19 protein-coding genes are annotated in these 22,217 nt (G+C 71.8%); 10 read left to right on the top strand and 9 right to left on the bottom strand.

Annotation, left to right across the window (positions count from 1 at the left end; translation table 11 throughout):
* Window positions 1–2,214, bottom strand: a 2,214-nt coding sequence (locus Air01nite_RS32585) for a nitrate- and nitrite sensing domain-containing protein (protein WP_203707201.1), incomplete at its 3' end; no start/stop codon positions are given.
* Window positions 2,215–2,449: 235 nt separating this feature from the next.
* On the opposite strand from Air01nite_RS32585, the gene Air01nite_RS32590 reads away from it, so the two are divergent.
* Both Air01nite_RS32590 and Air01nite_RS32595 read left to right on the top strand, forming a co-directional pair.
* The gene (locus Air01nite_RS32590) at window positions 2,450–3,025 is read left to right on the top strand and encodes a hypothetical protein (protein WP_203707202.1); all 576 of its coding nucleotides are present in this window, start codon (window positions 2,450–2,452) and stop codon (window positions 3,023–3,025) included.
* A gap of 19 nt (window positions 3,026–3,044) precedes the next feature.
* On the top strand, window positions 3,045–4,163 hold the full coding sequence (locus tag Air01nite_RS32595) for a hypothetical protein (protein ID WP_203707203.1): 1,119 nt from the start codon (window positions 3,045–3,047) through the stop codon (window positions 4,161–4,163).
* A gap of 42 nt (window positions 4,164–4,205) precedes the next feature.
* On the opposite strand, the gene Air01nite_RS32600 is transcribed toward Air01nite_RS32595, so the two are convergent.
* Complete coding sequence (locus Air01nite_RS32600) at window positions 4,206–4,871, bottom strand: hypothetical protein (protein WP_239091118.1); 666 nt, start codon at window positions 4,869–4,871, stop codon at window positions 4,206–4,208.
* Between the two features lie 119 nt (window positions 4,872–4,990).
* Here Air01nite_RS32600 and Air01nite_RS41380 point away from each other — a divergent pair, with 119 nt between their 5' ends.
* The 3 genes from Air01nite_RS41380 to Air01nite_RS32615 all read left to right on the top strand — a co-directional run bounded on the left by Air01nite_RS41380 (window position 4,991) and on the right by Air01nite_RS32615 (window position 8,014).
* Window positions 4,991–6,997 carry an adenylate/guanylate cyclase domain-containing protein gene (locus Air01nite_RS41380; RefSeq protein WP_373310522.1) on the top strand — a complete coding sequence of 669 codons (2,007 nt, stop codon included), beginning with the start codon at window positions 4,991–4,993 and terminating at the stop codon, window positions 6,995–6,997.
* Window positions 6,994–7,659 carry a Crp/Fnr family transcriptional regulator gene (locus tag Air01nite_RS32610; protein ID WP_203707204.1) on the top strand — a complete coding sequence of 222 codons (666 nt, stop codon included), beginning with the start codon at window positions 6,994–6,996 and terminating at the stop codon, window positions 7,657–7,659. The genes Air01nite_RS41380 and Air01nite_RS32610 overlap by 4 nt, the downstream gene beginning before the upstream one ends.
* A gap of 226 nt (window positions 7,660–7,885) precedes the next feature.
* Window positions 7,886–8,014: a DUF397 domain-containing protein gene (locus Air01nite_RS32615; RefSeq protein ID WP_239091119.1), complete on the top strand. Its 129-nt coding sequence runs from the start codon at window positions 7,886–7,888 to the stop codon at window positions 8,012–8,014.
* Here the strand turns inward: Air01nite_RS32615 and Air01nite_RS32620 are convergent.
* Window positions 7,974–8,666: a DUF6082 family protein gene (locus Air01nite_RS32620; protein WP_203707205.1), complete on the bottom strand. Its 693-nt coding sequence runs from the start codon at window positions 8,664–8,666 to the stop codon at window positions 7,974–7,976. The genes Air01nite_RS32615 and Air01nite_RS32620 overlap by 41 nt on opposite strands.
* A 216-nt stretch (window positions 8,667–8,882) precedes the next feature.
* Between Air01nite_RS32620 and Air01nite_RS32625 the strand changes: the two genes are divergently transcribed.
* Both Air01nite_RS32625 and Air01nite_RS32630 read left to right on the top strand, forming a co-directional pair.
* Window positions 8,883–9,236, top strand: coding sequence for a YciI family protein (locus tag Air01nite_RS32625; RefSeq protein ID WP_203707206.1), 354 nt, complete (start codon window positions 8,883–8,885; stop codon window positions 9,234–9,236).
* 13 nt (window positions 9,237–9,249) lie between these two features.
* Window positions 9,250–10,431, top strand: coding sequence for an RNA polymerase sigma factor (locus Air01nite_RS32630; protein ID WP_239091120.1), 1,182 nt, complete (start codon window positions 9,250–9,252; stop codon window positions 10,429–10,431).
* Between the two features lie 62 nt (window positions 10,432–10,493).
* On the opposite strand, the gene Air01nite_RS32635 is transcribed toward Air01nite_RS32630, so the two are convergent.
* The 5 genes from Air01nite_RS32635 to Air01nite_RS32655 form a co-directional block, all read right to left on the bottom strand.
* On the bottom strand, window positions 10,494–12,767 hold the full coding sequence (locus Air01nite_RS32635; protein WP_203707207.1) for a glycoside hydrolase family 6 protein: 2,274 nt from the start codon (window positions 12,765–12,767) through the stop codon (window positions 10,494–10,496).
* Between the two features lie 224 nt (window positions 12,768–12,991).
* Window positions 12,992–13,618 (bottom strand): LutC/YkgG family protein, encoded by a 627-nt coding sequence (locus Air01nite_RS32640; RefSeq protein ID WP_203707208.1) that lies wholly within the window; start codon window positions 13,616–13,618, stop codon window positions 12,992–12,994.
* On the bottom strand, window positions 13,602–15,038 hold the full coding sequence (locus tag Air01nite_RS32645) for a LutB/LldF family L-lactate oxidation iron-sulfur protein (RefSeq protein WP_203707209.1): 1,437 nt from the start codon (window positions 15,036–15,038) through the stop codon (window positions 13,602–13,604). The genes Air01nite_RS32640 and Air01nite_RS32645 overlap by 17 nt, the downstream gene beginning before the upstream one ends.
* Window positions 15,035–15,739 carry a (Fe-S)-binding protein gene (locus tag Air01nite_RS32650; RefSeq protein WP_203707210.1) on the bottom strand — a complete coding sequence of 235 codons (705 nt, stop codon included), beginning with the start codon at window positions 15,737–15,739 and terminating at the stop codon, window positions 15,035–15,037. The genes Air01nite_RS32645 and Air01nite_RS32650 overlap by 4 nt, the downstream gene beginning before the upstream one ends.
* 3 nt (window positions 15,740–15,742) lie before the next feature.
* Window positions 15,743–16,393, bottom strand: coding sequence for a GntR family transcriptional regulator (locus Air01nite_RS32655; RefSeq protein ID WP_239091121.1), 651 nt, complete (start codon window positions 16,391–16,393; stop codon window positions 15,743–15,745).
* Between the two features lie 66 nt (window positions 16,394–16,459).
* Between Air01nite_RS32655 and Air01nite_RS32660 the strand changes: the two genes are divergently transcribed.
* The 3 genes from Air01nite_RS32660 to Air01nite_RS32670 all read left to right on the top strand — a co-directional run bounded on the left by Air01nite_RS32660 (window position 16,460) and on the right by Air01nite_RS32670 (window position 21,067).
* Window positions 16,460–17,530 (top strand): lactonase family protein, encoded by a 1,071-nt coding sequence (locus tag Air01nite_RS32660; protein ID WP_203707211.1) that lies wholly within the window; start codon window positions 16,460–16,462, stop codon window positions 17,528–17,530.
* Window positions 17,531–17,677: 147 nt separating this feature from the next.
* The gene (locus Air01nite_RS32665) at window positions 17,678–19,423 is read left to right on the top strand and encodes a substrate-binding domain-containing protein (RefSeq protein WP_203707231.1); all 1,746 of its coding nucleotides are present in this window, start codon (window positions 17,678–17,680) and stop codon (window positions 19,421–19,423) included.
* Window positions 19,424–19,558: 135 nt separating this feature from the next.
* A complete protein-coding gene (locus Air01nite_RS32670; RefSeq protein WP_373310523.1) occupies window positions 19,559–21,067 on the top strand; it encodes a sugar transferase in 1,509 nt (502 codons plus the stop codon).
* On the opposite strand, the gene Air01nite_RS32675 is transcribed toward Air01nite_RS32670, so the two are convergent.
* Window positions 21,061–22,206 (bottom strand): PP2C family protein-serine/threonine phosphatase, encoded by a 1,146-nt coding sequence (locus Air01nite_RS32675; RefSeq protein WP_203707212.1) that lies wholly within the window; start codon window positions 22,204–22,206, stop codon window positions 21,061–21,063. The two genes, Air01nite_RS32670 and Air01nite_RS32675, sit on opposite strands and share 7 nt — an antisense overlap.
* Window positions 22,207–22,217 lie beyond the last annotated feature (11 nt).

Genomic DNA, 22,217 nt, shown 5'->3' on the forward strand with positions numbered 1-22,217 from the left:
GGTCAGACCCGTGGATGTCCGCGACGCCAGACCCGCAGACGGCGGCACCGTCGAACCCGCCGAGGCGGACGGCGGCGGTGTCGCGATCGGACCGTTCGACGGCCGGGCGGCAGGCGCGGCGAGCCCACCGGACAGCGCCGTCGGCCAGGTCGCGCCCGGCGACGACGACCACGCACCAGCCGACGTGCCGTCGCCAGGCGTGTCCGGGACCGTCCACACCGGTCCGTCGTCCGTGGTCGCGGAGGCGACCAGCACACCGTCGTCCGCGCCGGCCGGCAGCGCGCGTCCGGCCGGACTCTCGACCTCGGCCTGCGCGCGCCCGGGCAGTGCCAGCGCACCGGTCCCGGCCTCGATCAAGGCGCTCGGCAGCAGCGCCACCGCCGTCACGCCGCCGTAGGGCGAGGGCCGGAGCTGAACGCGTACCCCGTGGCGAGCTCCGAGCTGAGCCACCACGAACAGCCCCAGCCGCGCGGAGTTGGCCGGGTCGAACTCCGGCGGCTCGGTGAGCCGCTGGTTGGCCTCGGCCAGGGCGTCGGAGTCCATGCCGAGCCCGCGGTCCTCGATCTCGACCGCGTACCCGTTGGGCACTGTCTGTCCCGACACCCGCACCTTGGTGTGCGGCGGCGAGAACGACGTCGCGTTCTCGATCAGCTCGGCCAGCAGGTGGATGACGTCGGCGACGGCCCGCCCGGCGACGGCCGCCGGCTCGATCGCCATGATGTTGACCCGCGGGTAGTCCTCGACCTCGGAGACCGCGCCCCGGATCACGTCGATCATCGGGACCGGCACCCGCCAGCCGCGACCCGGCGCGGCGCCGGCCAGCACGACCAGGTCCTCCGCGTGGCGGCGCATGCGGGTCGCCAGGTGGTCGACCCGGAACAGGTCGCCCAGCTCGTCCGGGTCGGTGGTGCGCCGTTCCATCTTGTCGAGCAGCGCGAGCTGGCGGTGCAGCAGCGTCTGGCTGCGCCGGGCGATGTTGAGGAAGACCTCGCTCAGCCCGCGGCGCAGCACCGCCTCGTCGACCGCGGACGTGACCGCGGTGCGCTGGACCGCCGCGAACGCGTGGCCCACCTGCCCGATCTCGTCGGAGCCGAACTCGAGCTGCGGCGACTCGGCGGCGACGTCGACCTCCTGGCCGCGGCGCAGCCGGCCGATCAGCGTGGGCAGCCGCTCGTCGGCCAGCTCCAGCGCGGCGGCGCGCAGGCCGACCAGCCGCCGGATCAGCTCCCGGCCGACCCGCACCGAGATGAACAGCGCGATCGTGACCGCGACCAGGCCGAGGAAGCCGGCCAGGCCGAGCCGGATCAGGATGCCGGTCGCGACGGGGATCGTGCGGTCCGCGAGCCGGTCGGACGCCGCCAGCTCGAAGTCGCGCAGGTCGTGCTGCACATGGTCGTACGCGGACTGCCAGGCGGTCGCGGTCACCGGCGGCGCCGCGTTGTTGCGACCCTTGGTGACCAGCGTGTCGAGCATGTCGTCGAGCTGGGTGAACGCGGAGGTCTCGGTGAGCTGGGTGTACTTGCTGCGGTCGTCGTCGGGCAGGTCGGCCAGCGCGGTCTCGTAGAGGTAGCGCTCGGTGCCGATGATCTGCACGAGCTGGACGTGCTCGTCGGCGCCGAACTTGCCGCCGGCGTGCACGCCGGCCAGCAGCGCGTCGGCGCGCGCCAGCACCTCCCGGGCCCGCCCGAGCGAGGTGATCGCCCGCGCCTCCCGGCCGAGCTCCTCGTCTGGGAGCGCGACCAGCACCGAGAACGCCCGGAACGCCGCGTCGATCACGCCGTTGTAGAGCCCGAGCGCGCCGGCCTTGTCCATGTCGCGCCGGTCGATGAAGTCACGCCCGGACGGCAGCACCGCGAACGCCTGGTCGAGCTGGGTCAGCCGGCCCGCGAGCAGGTCGTTGGTGTCCGCGTTGGCCGACCGGCGGCGGAACTCGGCGATCGCGTCGTCGGTCTCCGTGCGTTGCGCGGCCAGTCGTTCCTGGCTGGTCTTGCCGGCCAGGTAGACAAGGGACAGTCGGCGTTCCTGCTGCAGCGCGGCGACGACGTTCTCACCGGGTCGCCCGATGTCGTCGAGCAGGCCCTGCGCGGAAAGCAGGCTGAGCGCCGGGCCCAGCGTCAACGTGGTCGCGAAGATCCACAATGCCGTGAGCGCGGCGATCGGCACGGCGACCAAAGAAATGATCTTCGAACGGATCGACCAGCTGCGCGAATTCATCAGTCCTCGCCCGAGGGTTGGCAGGATCGACGACACGTGTCCTGTCGACTCCCGCCAGAAAGCCGACACCGCCGGTGACGCGTGCGCCTTGGGCAGGATACGCAAATGCCGGCTATGGCACTACCGCCGCATGTCGATGTCTCGGCGGCTGGTCGTGCACGGCGAAAAGTTCTCACCGAAACCTGGGTTCGAGACCGTTGCCATCTGGGAAATAACGGCGACGAAGGAGGAACCCATGTCGCCCACCCAGATCGTCGTTCTCGTCATCGTCATCGTGGTGCTCGTCGCGGTCGGGATCTTCGCGTGGTCGGCGATGCGTCGCCGGGCCCTGCGCGACAGGTTCGGTCCGGAGTACGACCGGGCCGTCGAAAGCCAGGAGAGCCGGGCGGCCGCCGAGCGTGAGCTTCGCGACCGCGAGCGCCGCCACGCCGAGCTCGCCCTCACGCCCCTGACCCCCGAGTCGCGGGAGCGCTACTCGAGCGCCTGGGAAGAGCTGCAGGTCATGTTCGTCGACGACCCGGCCCGCGCGGTCGGCGCCGCCGACGAGCTGGTCACCCAATTGGTCGCGGAGCGCGGCTACCCGACGGAGGACTACGACGACCAGCTCGCGCACCTGTCCGTCGAGCATGCGCGCACGCTCGGCAACTACCGCGACGCACATGACATCCATCTCGCCAACGAGCGTGGCGAGGCCAGCACCGAGCAGCTGCGCCAGGCGGTGGTGCACTACCGCGCCCTGGTCGCGGACCTGCTCGGCGACGAGCCCGTGCACGCTCCGCAGACCGAAGGCCCGGTCACCGACGCCCGCTAACTTCGAGGAGAACCCCCCAATGACCTACCAGGACCAGCGCAGCGACGAATACCCCGAGGCCGTGCGGTCGGAGCCCGTGCCCGTCCAGCGCACCTCGCCGGACGACGAGATCGTCGAGACCGACCCCGAGCGGGGTTACCACGAGAACGACGAGGGCTACCACGACAACGTACGGGAGCAGGGCTTCCACGAGAACGCCGACGAACCGACCGGCACGCTGGACGCCGACCGCGACGGCATCGACGACCGGGCCGAGGACGAGACCCGCGCCGAGGACGAGACCCGCGTCGAGGACGAGACCCGCGTCGAGGACGAGGCCGAGGCTGAGGAAGAGGCCCATGCGGAGGAGGAGGCCCGCGCCGACGACGAGGCCCGCGCCGACGACGAGGCCCGCGCCGAGGACGACGACGTGGCGGACGACGACGTGGTGGTGCAGGACGACGTGGTGGACGACGAGGTCCGGGCCGAGGACGACACCGAGGTCCGTGACGAGACCGACGTCTACCGGGAGGCCGAGGAGGACCGCACCGGGTACGACGACCCGGTGGTCGCCTCGCCCGTCGACACCGACGCCGAGCGCTTCGGGGTCGACAGCACCGAGCTGGAGCGGGAGCGCGCCGAGGACGAGCACCCGGACGGCGGCCCCACGTTCCCGGACTCGGCCCTGGCACCGGCCGCCTTCGGCGCGGCCACCGTGGGCGGTGCGGCCGCCGCGGCGGCGATGACCGCCAACCGCACCGACACCCGCACCGACGCCGAAGCGATCGACGACCGCGCCGAAGCCGAAGCAGAAGCAGAATTGGACGCGGACCGCGTGGACGAGCCCGGCGAGAAGACCGAGCTCATGCCCGGCGAGGTCGCCGCGGACCCGGTGACCGCGTTGGTCACGGCCGAGGCCGCGGAGGGCTTCCGGAACCGCTGGCGCGAGGTCCAGCTCCGCTTCGTCGACGACCCGCGCGGCGCGGCGGCCGAGGCGCAGGGCCTGGCCGAGGAAGCGGCCGACGCGCTGGTCGAGGCGCTCGCGGAGATGCGCACGGACCTCGGCGGCTGGCAGTCCAGCGAGGGCACCGACACCGAGCACCTGCGTGTCGTGTTCCGCCGCTACCGCGACTTCCTGGACCGCATGCTGCAGAGCTGACCGCACCCGACCACGAGGGCCCTTGCCGGGAGGCGGGGGCCCTCAGCCCTGTGGGACGGGCACGATCGTCTCGCCGTTGACGACGACCGAGCCGTTGGTCAGGTCGAGCGGCGGGGCCGGTTGCGGGACGCCGTCGACCTGCAGGATGCCGACCTGTCGTCCGTCGACCACGATCCAGCCGCCGCGGACCTGCGCGTTGCGCACCTGCGCCGTCGCCCGGTAGAGCCCGGACGGCTTGCGCACGGCGCCGATGTCGAACCGATAGGTGGTGCCGCCGGCGGTCACCGTGCCGTTGGCCCGCTGCTTGTCGAACACCCCGGTGAGCCGGCCGTCCGCGCCGGAGAGCGCGAGCCGCTCGTCGACCGCGGTGCCTTGGTACCACGCCTCGACCCGGTTGCCGTCGCAGACGTAAGCGACGGCGACGCCCTCCTTGACCGCGATCGCGATGCTGGCCGCGCCACCGCGGGTGGAACCGGCCCAGGTCACGGTGACCTTCTCCGGTGCCTGCACCTTGGCCGGCGGCGGCGTGACCGCCCGGTCGGCGGCCGGCGCGGTGGCGGTCGGAGGTGCGGCGGTGGTCGGCGCGGGCGCCGCGACCTCGGCAGCCGTCGGCTCCACGACGGTCAGCGCGTTGTTGGCGGCGAACAGCCCGGCGCCGGCGGCGAGGCCGACGACCAGCGTCACGGCGGTGCCCAAGCGCTTCATCATCACTCCCCGTCGGCGGCGTTCCCTATAGAGAACAGCCTCCCGTGACCGGCGTCTGTGGACAACAACGCACAGCTGAAAAATGACAGTTCGCGATGTTCTTCCCGCGTATGGTGTGGCCCGTGGTCGAGGGGTCGGCCCGCGCCTATCTGCCGCCGGCGGTGCAACCGGTGCGCGCGGCCGTGTGGGCGCTGCACCTGGCGCTGCCGCTGGCCGGCTTGTGGCTGCTGCTCGCCCAGCCAACGGTCGACCTGCACTGGCAGCACCCGGCGAGCCACTTCTGGCTGGTCCTGGTCGTCGCCGGGGTCAACATCGCGATCGGCGTGCGGATGGCCGCCGTCTCCGCCGGCCGCGCCGACGCCCGCCTGTTCCTGGTCGCGCTCGCGTTCCTGACCAGCGCCGGATTCTTCCTCCTGCACGCCCTGGCGACTCCCGGCGTGCTGGTCGACCACCCCAACGTCGGCTTCGAGCTGGCCCAGCCCGTCGGCCTGACCGTCGCCGCGGTGTTCGCCGCGGCCAGCGCGCTCGACGTCGACGGCGCCTTCGGCACGGCCGTCCTGCGCCACCGCCACGTCCTCCAGGCCCTGCTCACGGTGCTGATCGCCGGCTGGGGCGTGGTCTCGGTCGCCGACCTGCCGCCGCTGAAAGCCGCACCCGGCGAGACCGAGGACCCACTGGCCTACGTCGCCGCGGTCACGATCGGGTTGTACGCGTTCGCCGCGCTCGCCTACTACCGCCGGCACCGGCGCCGACCGGCGGCCGTCCTGCTCAGCGTCATCACCGCGTTCGCGCTGCTCGCCGAGGCGACGCTGGCGGTCGTGCTGGCCCGCCGGTGGCAGCTCTCCTGGTGGGAGTGGCACCTGCTGCTCGCGCTGGCGTTCGGCTTCGTCGCCTACAGCGCCTACGTGCAGTACCGGCGCGAGGGCAGCAGCGCCGGCCTCTTCGACGCGATCTCGTCGGGCGAGACCAACCGTCGGATCCGGGCCGAGTACACGGCCGCGTTGGAGGACCTGGTGACCGCGCTGCGGGACGGCGGGAGCCAAGAGCCCGCGGCCCGGCTCGGCGACCGGTTCGGCCTGACCGAGGGTCAGGTGGCCGTGCTCGACCAGGCCGGCGCCGCGCTGGCGGCCGAGCGTGACCTGACCGAGCGGCTCGGCGCGCTGGTCGCGGTGGGCGAGCAGGCGCGGGTGGGCCTCGACGACGCGCGGCTGCTCCGGCAGGCCCTCGACGTGATCCGGCCGGCCTACGGTGACGTGCGGATCGGGCTGTTCTCCGGCGGTGCGCTGACGATCGACGGGCGGCGGTACACCACCGCGACCCCCATGGATCATCCGACCGAGGTGGACGGTCGTCGCGCGTACCCCCTGACGGTCAAAGGGCGATTGGCGGGCGTGCTGGTGGTGCCGGCGGTGCCGGCCCACGACGCGCGCCGCGCGCTGCTCGACACCCTGGCCAGCCAGCTGTCGATCGCGCTGGAGAACGCCCGCCTCTACCGGGAGCTGGGCACGCTGTTCCGGCAGTATCTCTCGCCCGACGTCGCGGCGGCGCTGCTGGCCGATCCCGACCAGGCGGCGCTCGGCGGCGACCTGGTCGAGGTCACCGCGCTCTTCGCCGACCTGCGCGGCTTCACCACGTTCTCCGAGGGTGTCGAGCCGGCGGAGATCGTGCGGATGCTCAACCGCTACCACGCGGTGACCGTGCCGGCGATCCTCGACAACGGCGGCACGGTCGTGCAGTTCGTCGGCGACGCGCTGCTCGCGCTCTTCAACGCGCCGGCCCGCCAGCCCGACCACGCCCTGCGCGCGGTCCGCGCCGGGCTCGCGCTGCAGACGGCGGTCGACGAGATCGCCACCGGCCATCCGGAGTGGCCGAGGTTCCGGGTCGGCGCGAACACCGGCCCGGCGCTGGTCGGCAACATCGGCAGCGAGACGCTGCGCGGCTTCAACGCGATGGGCGACGCGGTCAACGTCGCGGCCCGCCTCCAGACGCTGGCCGAGCCGGGCCAGGTGGTGATCGGCGAGACCACGCTCAAGGCCGCCGGCGCGTCGGTGCGCGCGGTCCCGCTGGGCGACCTCGACGTCAAAGGCCGGATCCAGACCGTCCGCGCGTACGTGGTGACGGGCGCATGACCGATTTTTGGGCGATGTTGACGGAGACGGAGCGGGCGGACTTCGTGAAGCGCGGCCGGCGCCGCCGCTGGAAGCGCGGCGAGGTGCTGATCCGCCAGGCGGACACCTCCGACTGGGTGCTGCTGCTCGAGTCGGGCCGGGTCAAGGCGGCCAGCCACACCGCGGGCGGCGCGGAGGTGGTGCTCGCGGTCCGCGGCCCCGGCGCGTTGCTCGGCGAGCTGTCCGCGGTCAGCCGCGAGCCCCGCTCGGCCAGCGTGCTGGCCCTGGAGCCGGTGACCGGCCTGGTGGTGCCGCTGTCCGAGTTCGAGGTCTACCTCAAGGAACACGGCCGGGTCGCCCTGGTGCTGATGCGCCTGCTCGCCGAACGCCTCCGCGACGCGGACCGCAAGCGCATCGAGTTCGGCGCACAGGACACCACGGGCCGGGTGGCCGCCCGCCTGGTCGAACTGGCGGACCGCTTCGGCGTCCAGGAGCCCGGCGGCGGGGTCCGCATCGCGCTGCCACTCTCCCAGGACGAGCTGGCGAGCTGGATCGGCGCGAGCCGCGAGGCGGTCAGCAAGTCTCTGGGCGTGCTCCGCACCGCGGGCCTGGTCCGCACGAGCCGCCTACGCGTGGTCGTCCTCGACCCCACCGCCCTCCGCTCCCGCGCCGAAACCGAGTAGCGCGCTACCAGGACGGGTGACGCGTACGGCGGGTCGCCTTTGTGGTCTTGACGACCATTACGCTCCGTGGCATCGTCTGCGATCGTGCCTGTGGGGTTCTCCCCGTCCGGAACCGATGAGAAGGAGCCTCACAATGGACACCTCGGTAGCGTCCGGAGGTCCATCGTCCACAATGGATGCTTGGCGCCGGTCCAGCCGTTGTGAGTCTGGCCATTGCCTCGAGGCCATGCGAGAGCCGTCGGGGCGCGTGTTGGTGCGGGACAGCAAGTCGCCGACCGCGGTCCTTGATCTTGATGCCGCCGCTTGGCGGGCGTTCACGGACGACGTGCGTGCGGGACGCTTCGACCGCGACTGAGCGTTACCACGCACGCGCCCGCTACGACCCCCGCCATGAACCACCGGTGGGCGGGTGATCGCCGGTCGTTCTCGGCGATCGGTGTGGCGGCGGGCGTGATAACCCGTTCGGCGGACGATGCCGCCAAGGCCCGGTCGACTATCTTGACGAACTCGCGCTGCCCGCGGTTGGAGGCGCTGGCCTCGAACTGCCGCCGAGCCTTCCGCCAAACCTGGCCGATCTCGTAGATGCGGAACTGCTCCGCCAGCTCGATCTCGAGGCTTTCCCGCGAGCTGTAGCCGATCTCATATGTCAGTTCCAGATACTTGAACATGAGGTTGGAGTAGATGGCACGGTTGCGTGCATCTGGATCCAGGCCCGGGTAGTTCGGGGAACTCGGCCGCAGGCTCGGGTCGTCGATCACCATGCGCATCAACTCGATCTGCATCTTGCGGATCTCGATCGCTTGGCCGGTCTTGTACTGGCGGATCTGGAACACGAGCGCGGCCGTCACGCCGATCATGGCGATCCCGGCGAGCAGCGCCGACGGCCCGCCGTATGCCTCGCCCACGTTTGCCATCCGGGCGAGCTCATCCTCGGGGACCCAGGAGTTGAGCCGCGACAGCGCATAGGGCAATGCGGCGAAGAGAGCCGCGCCGACCGCGGCCGCCACGGCACCGACGATTGCCACCCTCTGTGCATTTCGCATGGCGCCTCCACCGCCGCTCCTTACTTGAAGGTATCGATCGAATGCAAAGAGTAACCAGGGGCTGTTGTTCCTGCTGTGGCCGTGGCTCTCCCCGGCCGAGGCGCCGAACCCTGATGAATCTTCTGCGGTGAGTGTCGAAAATAGGGAGGGTGGCGCGTCGGTCCGGTGAAGGAGGAAGCCATGAAATACATGCTCATGCTCTTCGAACCTGAGACCGACTGGGAATCACGTCCCGAGGAGTTGCAGGCGAGTCTGGCCGAGCACGACACGTTCTCGGCCTGGCTCAAGGAACGCGGCATCGCCGAGGTGGGCGGTGAGGCGCTGCGCGGGCCCAGCATGGCCACCACGCTGCGCAAGGTCGGTGACGAGATGGTGGTCACCGACGGGCCGTACGCCGAGCTGAAGGAGAGCCTCGGCGGCTACTACATCATCGACGCCAAGGATCTCGACGAGGCGATCGAAGCGGCGAAGCGCTGCCCGACCGGCACCGCGACGGAGATCCGGCCGATCTGGGACATCTCCGATTTCACCTGAGGTCGACCGCGCGTTGGCGACGGCGTACCGCCGTGAGTGGGCCCAGGTGCTCGCCACGGTGGTGCGCCTGACCCGCGACCTCGACGCCGCGCAGGACGCGGTGCAGGAGGCCTTCGCCGCGGCCGTGCCGGCGTGGCGGTCCCGCGGCGTGCCCGACAACCCGGGTGCCTGGCTGACCGCGACCGCCCGGCGGAAGGCTGTCTCGGCCCAGCGGCACGCGGACGCGATCGAGCGCCGCCTGCCGCTGCTCGTGGTCGACGAGCCGGGAGCCACGGGGGTGTTCCCGGACGACCGCCTGCGGCTGCTGTTCACCTGCTGCCACCCGGCGCTCGAACTGCCCGCCCGGGTGGCGCTCACGCTGAACGTCGTGTGTCGACTCTCGACGGCCGACATCGGGCGGATCTTCCTCGTCCCGGAGAAGACGATGGCGGCCCGAGTGACCCGGGCCAAGCGGAAGATCCAGGCGGCCGGCATCCCGTACCGGGTGCCCGGCCCGGCCGACCTGGGCGAGCGGCTGCCGGCCGTGCTCGCGACGATCTACCTGTTCTTCGTGCAGGGACACACGCCGCCGCGCGGCACGGAGCTGACGGCCGCCGACGTCACCGGCCGGGCGATCGACCTGGCCCGGCTGCTCGCGGAGCTGCTGCCCGGCGAGCCGGAGGCGGTCGCGCTGCTGGCCCTGCTGCTGTTGACCGAGGCGCGGCAGCCGGCCCGCGTGGACGCCGCCGGGACGCCGGTGCTGCTCGCCGACCAGGACCGGTCGCGCTGGGACCGAGAGCTGATCGCGGAGGGCCTGGCGCTGGTGCGCCCGGAGCCGCGCGGCCCGTACGCCATCCAGGCCGCGATCGCCGCGGTGCACGCGCTGGCGCCGCGGGCCGCCGACACCGACTGGGCGGCGATCGTCCGTCTCTACGACGACCTGCTGGCCGTGCATCCGTCACCGGTCGCGGCGCTGGCGCGGACGATGGCGTACGCCGAGGTGGCCGGACCGTCGGCCGGGCTGGCGGAAGTGGACCTGCTGGCCGCGGACTCGCGGCTGGCCGGTTACCACGTGCTGCCCGCCGCCCGGGCCGACCTCCTGCGCCGGCTGGGCCGGACCGACGAGGCGGCCGACGAGTACGAACGCGCGGCCGCCCTGGCCGGCAACGCGGCAGAACGCACCTACCTCCGCACCCGAGCCGCCGACCTGCGATAAACGTGGAAACGGGTCCCCGCCCCGGCTGCCGTGGCCGGAACGGGGACCCGTCGTCTAGGGGGTCAGGAGAGCGGGGGGTAGGCGTTCGCCATGAGCTGGCGGAACTGCGCCGAGAACCACGCGCCGGAGATCGGTGCGTCGGGCAGGGCGCCGGTCAGGTTGTTGCCGTTGAGCCCGTTGCCGGTGTAGGTCGGGTCGCACATCCGGTCGAAGCCCTTGCCGTCGTTGTTCGGGATCTCGCGGCTCGAGCCGTCCGACTCACCCGGCGGCTTGACCCACACGTACGCGTCGATGCCGGTCGCCGGCGCCGCGGTCGGGCGCTCGCCCATGCCCGCACCACTCTGGTTGCACCAGTTGCCGGCGTGGATCCGGCGGTCGATGCGGGACTGGTCGACGAACGTGTTGAGGTCGGTCGACGTGCTCGGTGCCGCGGGTCGCGCCGATCCGCCCCAGCCGTTGCGGGACGTGTCGATCAGCATGCCGATGTTGGAGTTGAAGCCCTGCGCGACCAACTCCGTGCGGAACGCCTGCGCGAAGGTCAGTTCGTCGACGTACTGGTTCCAGTCGACCCACCGGGACTGCCGGATCTGCTGGCCGTTGACCGTCGTGTTGATGTTGAAGTGCTGCTCGCGCAGCGCCGAGTAGTTGGCCGTGTTGACGATGAAGCCGTGCACGTCGTTGACGGTCGCGCCGGACGCGCCGGCGGCCTGCCGGAGCTTCTGGGCGGTCGGGCGGAAGTTGCTGTCCCAGCCGATCCAGCCGTGGTGCGCGGCGTCGATGTAGTTGTAGACGTTGGGGATCGCGCCGAGCTTGTCGAGCGCGTACCCGACGCCGTTGACGTACCCGCCGTTGGAGTTCATCGTCGCGCACTTGGCGATGTTGAGGTTCGTGACCAGGTTCGGCAGCGAGTCGATCTCGATGATCGCGATGATCCGCAGGCTGCGGTACTTGGTGTCGCCCATGATCGCCGCGATCGGGTCGATGTACTCGCTCTGGTAGCGCGGCAGCTCGTCGACGCCGAGCTCACCGTTGGAGGCGAGGGCGGCGCAGTCGCGGCCGGGCAGGTTGTAGATGACGAACTGGGCGTACCCGGCGCCCTGGGCGAGCGCGGCGTCGAGATGTGCCCGCAGCCCCATCGGGCCGTTGGACTGGCTGTCCGGAGTGCCGTTGATGGCCGCGATCCGGTCGAGCCAGACGGCGGTGGGCGTGTTCGAGACCCGGGACCCGCCCGGCTCGGCGGCCGCCTTGGCCGACCACTCCGGGTTGACGTAGCCACGGGCACCGGCGTACGGGTTGTCGACCCGCGAGCCGCCACTGGGCACGTCGTTGTCGGACTCGGTGGCGGTGACGCTCACGTTGCCGGCCGAGCTGGTCGCGGCGATCGTCGCGGTGCCGTTCGTCGTGTCGGTGTCCTCCGCCGCGCTGACGGTGACCGCGACGCCGGTGCTCCAGTTGGCGCTGGTCAGCGTGAAGCTGGTCGGGGAGATCGTGATGTCGGCGTCACCGGTCTTGGCCAGCGACACGGCGACCGAGCTGGTCGGCGCGGCGCTCAGCCGGTAGGTGACCGTGGCGGTGCCACCCTCGGGCACGGTGACCGCGCCGATGCTGGCCTGCAGGGTCGGGGTCGTCGAGCCGCCGCCCACCGTGAACGGCACGGCCGGGGTGGTGGTGGACAGGCCCCCGCCGTCGAACGCCCGGGCGGCCGCGGTGTGGCTGCCGGAGGCGACCGAGGTCGCGCTGAACGAGTAGGGCGCGGTGGTGTCGCTGTTGACCACCGTGCCGTCGATCAGGAACTCGACGCGGCTGATCGGGCCCTCGACGTCGCTCGCCGTCGCGGCCAGCGGGATCGCCGCACCGGCGGCGAACGTGGCACCGCTGGTCGGGCTGGTCAGGGTCACGGTCGGCGGCGTGTTGGTCGGTGTGGTGCCGCCGCAGGTCGTGCCGTTGACCGTGAAGGAGGTCGGCTTGGGGTTGCTGCCGCTCCAGGAGCCGTTGAAGCCGATCGAGGTCGAGGCGCCCGTGGCGAGGGTGCCGTTGTAGTCCATATTGCGCGCCGTGACGTTCTGGCCGCTCTGGGTCCAGGTCGCCGACCAGCCCTGCGTGACCCGCTGGCTGGCGTTGGGGAAGGTGAAACCGAGCGTCCAGCTGGTCAGCGCGTCACCGGTGTTGCGCAGGGTGATGTTGGCGGTGAAACCGCCCGGCCAGTCGTTGGTGGTGTACGTGACGTCGCAGGCGACTGCCGCCTGGGCCGCAGACGTGGGGGCGACGATGCCCGCGGCGGCGAGCAGGCCGGCCCCGGCGACGGCGAGCAGCCGCCGTCTTGTCGACAAAGTCATTGCCGTGTCTTCTCCTTGGCCAGACCGGGAAGGTCCCGGGGGTGGGGGGATGGTCTTGCTTGGCCCGGCCCGGTCAGGCGCCAGCGCGCGGCGTCGCCCTCACGCCGTCCAGGTTGGAACGAAACCCGGTGCCCTCGGCGTCTGCGAGCGACCCGCGTAGAAGCGGCTCATCGGCATTCTTCCATGGGAGCGCTTCCATGACAAGCGCACCCCGGCGGTCGAGCTCAGGAGACGATGACGACCTCGAGGCGACGAGGGCCGTGTACGCCCTCCACGCGGTTGAGCTCGATGTCGCTGGTGGCCGACGGGCCCGAGATCATCGTCAGTGGACGCGTCGGGTCCGCGAGCCGGCGCAGCGCGGCCGGCAGGCGTTCGACGATCTGGTCGACCCGGACCACGCAGACGTGGTGGTCCGGCACCAGGGTCAGCAGGCGGCGGCCCTGGTCCGGGCCCGCGTCGAGGATCAGCGTCCCGGTCTGCGCGATCGCCACCGCGCAGCCGGTCAACACCGCCACCCCGGGCGCGTCGAGGTCGGCGACCGTCAGGGCCCCGCTGTCGCGGGCCACCGGCCCTTCGAAAGAAGAAAGCCACGTTTCGGGTACGCCGGCGGGCGCGACCAGCGACTCCGCACCGGCCAGGTACTCGCCCACCACGGCCGGCAGAGCATCGGCTGTGCAGCGCCGGACAGCGGCCTTGTAGTCCTCCAGCCGGTCGACCAGCAGATCCACCAGCTCGACCCCGGCGGGTCCGTCGTCAGCCGCGTAGTCGCGAGGGACGCGCACGGGCGCGGTCGGCTGCGCGGCGCGGACGCGGCGCAGCACCTCGGCGCGGGCGTCAGGACGAGTGCTCACGGGCCCACCATTCGCGGAAGGTCTGCTTGGGCGGCAAGGGCGCGTCGCGCACCGAGGTCCACGCCGACAGCGGCCAGGGCAGCCGGCGCAGCGCGCCACGACGGCCGGCCACCATCCGCAGCGGCGCGGCACCCCGCCGGGCGGCCCGCAGCGCGGCGGCGTAGCGGCGGCGGTCGCGCATCACATAGGACATGGTGCGCATGGCGGTGCGTTCCGCCGACGGCCGCCCGCGGGCCGCGTCCACGCCCGACTGTCGCAGGTGGACCAGCACCTGCGGGATGTCGATCCGGACCGGGCAGGCGTCGAAGCAGGCCCCACACAGCGTCGACGCGTACGGCAGCGTGCGGTTGGCACCCTCGCCGCTCATCTGCGGCGACAGGATCGCCCCGATCGGCCCCGGATAGACCGACCCGTACGCGTGCCCGCCCACCCGCTCGTACACCGGGCACACGTTGAGGCACGCCGAGCACCGGATGCACCGCAGCGCCTGGCGCCCGACCGGGTCGGCCAGCGTGTCCGTGCGGCCGTTGTCCACCAGCACGATGTGCACCGTCTGCGGTCCGTCGCCCGGCGTCACGCCCGTCCACAGTGACGTGTAGGGGTTCATCCGCTCGCCGGTCGACGACCGGGGCAGGAGCTGGAGGAACACCTCGAGGTCCGCGAACGTGGGCAGCAGCTTCTCGATGCCGACCACGGAGATCAGCGTTTCCGGCAGCGTCAGGCACATCCGGCCGTTGCCCTCGGACTCGACCACGGCGAGCGTCCCGGTCGACGCGATCGCGAAGTTGGCGCCGGAGATGCCGACCTTGGTGGACAGGAACCGGGACCGCAGGTGCCGGCGGGCGGCCTCGGCCAGCGCGGGCGGGTCGTCGGTCAGCGTGGTCGCGTCGACGTCGGCCATCTTGCTCGCGAAGATGTCGCGGATCTGGGTGCGGTTGTAGTGGATCGCCGGCACCAGGATGTGCGACGGGGTGTCCTCGGCGAGCTGCACGATCAGCTCGGCCAGGTCGGTCTCCACCGCGTGGATGCCGACGGCCTCGAGCGCCTCGTTGAGGCCGATCTCCTGGGTGGCCATCGACTTGACCTTGACCACCTCCGCCGTGCCGGTGGCCTGCACGAGCGCGGCGACCACCGCACACGCCTCCTCGGCGTCGCGGGCCCAGTGCACGGTGGCGCCGGCAGCGGTCGCCGCGGCCTCGAACTGCTCCAGCAGGTCGGGCAGCCGCGCCAGCACGTCGTCCTTGATCGCGGCGCCCGCCACGCGCAGTGGCTCCCAGTCGGGCACCTCGCCGACCACCCGCAGCCGCTTGTCGCGGATCGTGTGGGTCGCCTTGCGCAGGTTCCGCCGCAGCTGCTCGTCACCCAACTCCCGCCGAGCCGCGACCGGGAAGGGCAGTCGGGTGACGACGTTCCCGCTCATCGCGACGCCAGGATCTGCGCGTAGTGGATCGGCTTCACGGGCGACGACCCCCGGGACAGCCCGCCGCCGATGTGGGTCAGGCACGAGTTGTCGGCCGCGGCCAGGTATTCGGCGGAGGTGGCGACCACCGCCGCGCACTTGTCGGCCAGCATCGCGCCGGACACCCCGGGGTTCTTCAGCGCGAACGTGCCCCCGAACCCGCAACACTCCTCGGCACCCGACAGCGGCGTGAGCGAAAGGCCCTCGACCGCCTCCAGCAGCCGCCGCGGCCGGTCGCCCAGCCGCAGCATGCGCAGGCCGTGACAGGTCGGGTGGTAGGTCACCCGGTGCGGGAAGCGCGCGCCCACGTCGGTCACCCCCAGTTCGTCGACGAGAAACTCGGACAGCTCGTAGGTGCGCTCGGCCACCGCGGACACTGACGGCGACGGCGCCAGCCGGGGATAGCTCTCCCGGACCATCGCCACACAGGAGGCGGACGGGGCCACGATCGCGTCGTACGCGGAGAAGGTCTTGACGAAGTTGGCCACGAGGGGCAGCGCCTCTTCGCGGTAACCGCTGTTGGCGTGCATCTGCCCACAGCACGACTGCGCGAGCGGGAACTCGACCTGATGCCCGAGCCGCTCGAGCACGGTCACCACCGCCTTCCCGGTGTCCGGGAACATCAGGTCGTTGACGCAGGTGACGAACAGGGCGATCCGCATTTGCTACCGGCTCTCGAAGAAGGGCAGATGGCGGTCGCGGGCCGCCGTGAGGTGGTCGCGCATCGCGGCGGCGGCCGCGTCGGGGTCGCCGGACGTGACCGCGTCGACGATCCGGTGGTGCTCGCGGGCGCTGACGCCGTAGTGGGCGGCCGGGAAGTGCAGCCGGAACAGGTGCAGGTGGGCCCGGAGCCGGACCACGGCGTCGTGCAGCATCCGGTTGCCGGACAGACCCGCGAGGGTGTGGTGGAAGCGGGCGTCCTGCGCGGTGAAAGCGGCGATCGCGTCGGCGCCCTCCGGCCCGGGCAGGTCGGCGTCGGCACGCAGCCCGGCCAACTCCCCGGCGTCCAGGCCGGCACCGGCGGCCTTGGCCGCCGCGGTCGGCTCCAGGATGAGCCGCATCTCGACCAGTTCCTCGAACTGCGCCCGGGTCAGCAGCGGCGTCGCCGTGTAGCCGACCAGCGGTGTCTTGCTGACCAGGCCGTCGGACTCGAGCCGGGCCAGCGCCTCGCGGACCGGGGTCGGCGACACGGCCAGGCGGCGGGCCAGCGCGTCGATGTTGATGCGGGCGCCGGGCTGCACCTCGTGATCCATGATCAGCGCCTGCACTGCGGCGTACACGTCGTCGGTGAGGGTGATCCGTCGGGCCGGCTGCACGATCAAAGATCCTATAGGATTTGCCACCGCCCCGCAGCAATCCGCCCGCGGTGATTGGATCAACCCGTGACCGACGAGATCGTCTACCTCGGCTGCTATACGAAGGAATCCGGCGGTACGGGGGAGGGGATCGTCGCCGCCGTCCGCGACCCGCGTTCGGGCAAGCTGACCCCGGGCGCCGTGGTCGCGCGTACCCCGTCGCCGTCCTTCCTCGTCTGGCACCCGACGCTGCCGGTGCTCTATGCCGCCAACGAGCTCGCCGAAGGCGAGGTGAGCGGCTGGGCGGTGGACGGACCGGGCCCGCTGCGACCCTGCGGGCGGGCCGCCACCGGCGGCACCGAGCCGTGCCACGTCGCGGTCACCGCGGACGGCCGGCACCTGCTCGCCGCCAACTACGCGAGCGGGTCGATCTCCGTGCACCCGCTCGACCCGGAGACCGGCGCGGTGGGCGAGCGCACCGACCTGATCGCGCACGACGGGCACGGCCCGGACCGGGACCGGCAGGCGGGGCCGCACCTGCACATGATCTCGATCGATCCGGCGGGCGGTCCGCTGATCGCGATCGACCTCGGCACCGACGGCCTCTATCCCTATCGGATGGACGGCGACCGGCTCGTGCCGGCGGGCGACCCGCTGCGGTTGGCGCCGGGCACCGGGCCGCGGCACGTCGCGCGCCACCCGGACGGCCGGCGCGCCTATCTGGTCGGCGAGCTCGACGCGATGCTGACGAGCTTCGAGATCGACGGTACGGGCTGGCGTGAGCGGCACAAGCTGGAGGCGAGCACCCGGCCGGGCGAGAAGTTCCCGTCGGAGGTCGCCTGCCGCGCCGACGGCCGTTATCTCTACCTCGCGACCCGCGGCGTCGACACGGTCTCGGTGTTCGCGTTGGACGGTGCCGCGCCGCGGCTGGTCAGCGAGGTCGACTGTGGCGGTCGCTGGCCGCGGCACCTGGCGCTGGCCGGCGACCACCTCTACGTCGCGAACCAGACGGGCGACTCGGTGGCGGTGTTCGCGGTGGACGGGCGCACCGGCGTGCCGACGATGGTCGGCGATCCGGTCCCGGTAGGCAGTCCGACTTGTGTGCTAGCGCCCCGCACGACCGTCATTTCGGGATCCGCGGAAAAGGTTGCCAGCTAAGGGATTTCGTGGACTCGTCGGAGTAGGCCGGTCACAGGATGTGCTGAAAACCGATCGGTTCGTCTCTCCTCCGTAACTTTAGGCCGAACGTACCTGGCGAGACGACGTTCGGCTACGCAAGATGGTCGGGTGTCTGGCCGGCATCGCATGCGAATGAAGCTCCGCGGGGCTGGCGTCATCGCCGCCGCGATGGCGCTCGTCCTCGTTTCCACTGGCGTCTACTTCGGTTACCGGCAGGTATCCCGACCGGGATGCGCCGGGGAAGCGAAGCTGACCGTCGCCGCGGCGGCGGAGATCGCGCCCGCCATCGAGGAGGCCGCCAAGTCGTGGGTCGACGGTGGCGCGCAGGCTGACGGCGTGTGCGTCAAGGTCGAGGTGGCCGCGCAGGAGTCGGTCGACGTGGCCGCGGTCGTCGCGGGCAAGCACGGCGTCGCCATCGCCGGCGTCGGCCTCGCCAACGGCACCGCCACGATGCCCGACGTCTGGGTGCCGGACTCGTCGACCTGGCTGCTGCGACTGCAGGGCAAGGCCTCGGGCTTCGCGCCGTCCAACGGCAAGTCGATCGCCCGGAGTCCCGTGGTGATCGCCATGCCCGAGCCCGTCGCGCAGCAGATCGGCTGGCCGCAGAAGAAGCTCGGCTGGCAGGACCTGCTCGGTCAGCTCACCACCGGCACAGCGATCCGCCCGGGCATCGTCGAGCCGACCCGCGACGCCGCGGGCCTCTCGGGTCTGCTGGCACTCGGCGCACAGGCCGGCACGCTGGGCGCGCAGGCCCAGGCGGCGCAGACCGCCGTGCTGCGCGCGCTCGCCGCGGGCAAGTCGGCGCTGCGCCAGGACCTGCTCGCCCGCTTCCCGAGGTCGAACGACCCGGCCAGCATCGCGCAGGCGCTCTCCGCCGCACCGATGTCCGAGGAAGACGTGGTGCAGTACAACTCGGACAAGCCGCCGATCCCGCTCGCCGCGCTCTACCTCGAGCCGGCACCGATCTCGCTGGACTACCCGTACGCCGTGATGCCCGGGACCGACCCGATCAAGGCGAAGGCGGCCGAGGGCCTCTTCCGGGTCCTGACCACCGCCGACTTCAAGAACCAACTCGGCGCACAGCACCTGCGCGGCGCCGACGGCACCTGGGGCGACGGGTTCGAGGCACCGGCCGGCGCGCCGAGCCCGGCCGGCACGCCACAGGTGACCGCGTCCGGCGACACCGGAGGCAGCGCCGCCGGCGGCTTCGACCCCGCGGTCGTCGAGGCCACGCTCAACACCTGGACGGCGGTCACGCTGCCTGCCCGGATGCTCGCGGTGATCGACATCTCCGGCACCATGGGCGGCAAGGTCAACGGCGGCCCGACCCGGATGCAGCTGACCCAGCAGGCGGCGACCCGCGGCCTCGGCCTGTTCAGCGACGACTGGGCGGTCGGGCTCTGGGTCTTCTCCAGCAACCTCGGCGGCGGCAAGGACTACAAGGAACTGGTCCCGATCCAGCCCGTCTCCAGTGGCCGCTCCAAGCTGGTGACCCAGCTCGGGGCGATCCAGCCGAAGAAGGGCGGCGACACCGGTCTCTACGACACGATTCTCGCCGCCTACAAGAACGTGCAGTCGGGCTGGCAGAGCGGTCGGGTCAACTCGATCGTCATGCTCACCGACGGCATCGGCAACGACGACCCGGACGGCGGCATCGACCACCCCGGCCTGCTCAACGAGCTGAAGAAGATCAAGGACGAGAAGAAGCCGGTCCAACTGATCATCATCGGTCTCGGCGACGAGGTGAATCGCGGCCCGCTCGACCAGATCACGAAGATCACCGGCGGTGGTGTCTTCGTCGCGAAGGACCCGGCGAAGATCGGCGACATCTTCCTGCAGGCGATCTCGCTGCGGCCGACGACACCGCGCTGATCGTTTGCCTAGCTAACGGGTTGCCGTCAAGCAAGTGACGGTTTTCCGTCCCAGCTCTATCGGGGGACGGGTGATCGGCGAAGATGTCCAAGCACCGCTCCGGTGCGTCGACACCCACGAGCTGGGGAGGGCTTGGTGACGTCGGCGACGCTGGTAGACCCTGCTTCCGCACGTCCGGAAGCAGCCACACGTGGCGCCGTGACAGCGGCGCTGGTGAAGTCCCGCCAACGCACATATGTGCGCGCCGTTTTCCTGATCGACGCCGCGATGATCACAATCGCCGTCCTCGGGGGATACGCCGTGCGCTTCGGCGGCTTGTCCGAACAGTTCGGCGGCGGCGCGCCGCGCGACTCGCGCCCGTACGCCGTCATCATGGTCGGCCTCGGCGTGGTCTGGCTCGTCTCGCTGAAGCTCATGCGCAGCTACGACGCCCGGCTGCTCGGCTACGGCGTCGACGAGTTCCGCCGCGTGGCCGCCGCGACGATCCGGCTCGCCGGCGCGATCGCGATCGTCGGCTACGTCATCGACCTCGGCGTGGCCCGCTGGTTCCTGCTGTTCAGCTTCATCCTCGGCCTGGTCGGCCTGGTGATCGGGCGGTACGCGGCCCGCAAGTGGCTGCACCGCGCGCGCAAGCGGGACGGCGCCTGGTCGCGTCAGGTGCTCGTGGTCGGCGACGCGTCGCACGTCAACGAGCTGGTCGCCACGCTGCGCCGCGAGCCGTACGCCGGCTACCACGTGGTCGGCGCCTGCATCCCGGACGCCCTGATCGCGCCCGTGCCGCAGCGGCTCGGCGACGTGCCGGTGGTCGGCTCGTTCCGCACGGTGCTCCAGGCGGTCGAGGCCACCGGCGTCGACACGGTCGCGGTCACCACCTCGGGTGAGCTGACCGCCATCCGCCTGCGCCGGCTGGGCTGGCAGCTCGAGGGCACCGGCGTCGACATGGTGCTGGCGCCCGCGCTGACCGACGTCGCCGGCCCGCGCATCCACACCCGGCCGGTCGCCGGGCTGCCGCTGATCCACGTCGAGGCGCCCGAGTTCCGCGGCGGCCGCAAGCTGGTCAAGGGCTTCTTCGACCGGGCCGCCGCGCTGGTCGCGCTCACCCTGGCGCTGCCGCTGCTGCTGGTCATCGCGATCGCGATCAAGCTCGACGGCCGCGGCCCGGTGTTCTTCCGGCAGACCCGGGTGGGCATGTCCGGCAAGGAGTTCGGCGTCTTCAAGTTCCGCACCATGGTGGTCAACGCCGAAGAGGTGCTGGCACAGCTCAAGGCGCGCAACGAGACCGACGGGCTGATGTTCAAGATGCGCGACGACCCGCGGGTCACCCGGGTCGGCCGGTTCCTGCGGCGCTTCTCGCTCGACGAGCTGCCGCAGTTGGTCAACGTGCTGCTCGGCCAGATGAGCCTGGTCGGTCCGCGCCCGCCGCTGCCGCGCGAGGTGGCCCGCTACGACGGCGACGTGGCACGGCGGCTGCTGGTCAAGCCGGGCATCACCGGGCTCTGGCAGGTCAGCGGGCGCTCCGACCTGAGCTGGGAGGACGGCATCCGGCTTGACCTCTACTACGTCGAGAACTGGAGCCTGACGGCCGACGTGGCGATCCTGTGGAAGACGGTCGGCGCAGTGATCGCGAGCCGCGGGGCCTACTGACTCTCGACCTTGGGCCCCGTCCAGTCGAGACAGACCACGACCGCGTCGTCGGCCAGGTCGGACGCGACGTGCGCGCGCAGCTCGCCGAGCAGCGCGCGCACCGCGTCCAGCGGTGCCTGCCGGCCGCTGCGCCTGATGAACCTGGTCAGCGCCGTCTCGCCGTACAGGCCGCCGGCCTCGTTGGCGGCCTCGTAGACGCCGTCGCTGACCACGAACAGCCGGTCGCCGACCTCGAGCTCGAACGTCTGCGGCCGGTAGATGGTGCCGTCGAACATGCCCAGCGGCAGCTGCGCCTCCAGCTCGACGTCGCTGACCTCGTCGCCGCGCAGCAACAGCAGCTGCGGCGACCCCGCGTCCACCGCGGTCACGATGCCGGTGGCCAGGTCGACGTCCAGCAGCAGCGCGGCCAGCGACTGGTCGCCCCGGTAGTGCGCGTAGATCGCCTGGTCCGCGAGCGCCGCCTGGTCGGCCAGCGGCAACCCGCCGCGCCGCGCGTTGCGCAGTGCGAACGTGGCCATGCTGGTCAGCGTCGCGGCGGCGATGCCCTCGCCGGAACCGTTCACGGCCGACATCCAGAGCCGGTGCCCGTCGTCGGCCCAGTCGAAGCTGTCACCCCGCACCGCGTACGCCGGTTCGAGCTGCCCCGCGAGGGCGAACGACGGCCGGTGCCGGCTGCGGCCGGGCAGCAGCTCCCACTGCATTTCGGCGGCCAGCGTCAACCGGCGGGTCCGCGCCGCCATCACGTAGCGGTCGGTGCTGTAGCGGACCGCCTCCACCTCATGGGCCAGATAGGTCGCCAGGTCGGCCAGCTCGCCGCGAGCCTCGTCGTCATCGTCGGGGACCGGTGCCAGCCGCAACACCCCGAGCCGGTTGCCGCGCATGGTAACCGGGAGGAACAGGACGTCGTCCACCATGGCTTCCGATTGGTGGTCGAAGCTGCGCCAGGCCGGGTGCCCGGGCTTGGTCACCTGGTCGCCGCCGGACAGCGGGAGGAGCGCGGCCAGCCGGTAGTCGACCAGGAAAAGCTCGACCTCGGTGATGCCGTAATGCTGGGAAAGCTCGTCCGCGAGGCGTTCTACCAGCGCGTCGGCCTCCGCCCGTGACAGGGCGCGTTTGGCATCCACTAACCGTTGGCTCATCCCTGGTCCCC

This window comes from Asanoa iriomotensis (genome assembly GCF_016862515.1).
Classification (GTDB): Bacteria; Actinomycetota; Actinomycetes; order Mycobacteriales; family Micromonosporaceae; genus Asanoa; species Asanoa iriomotensis.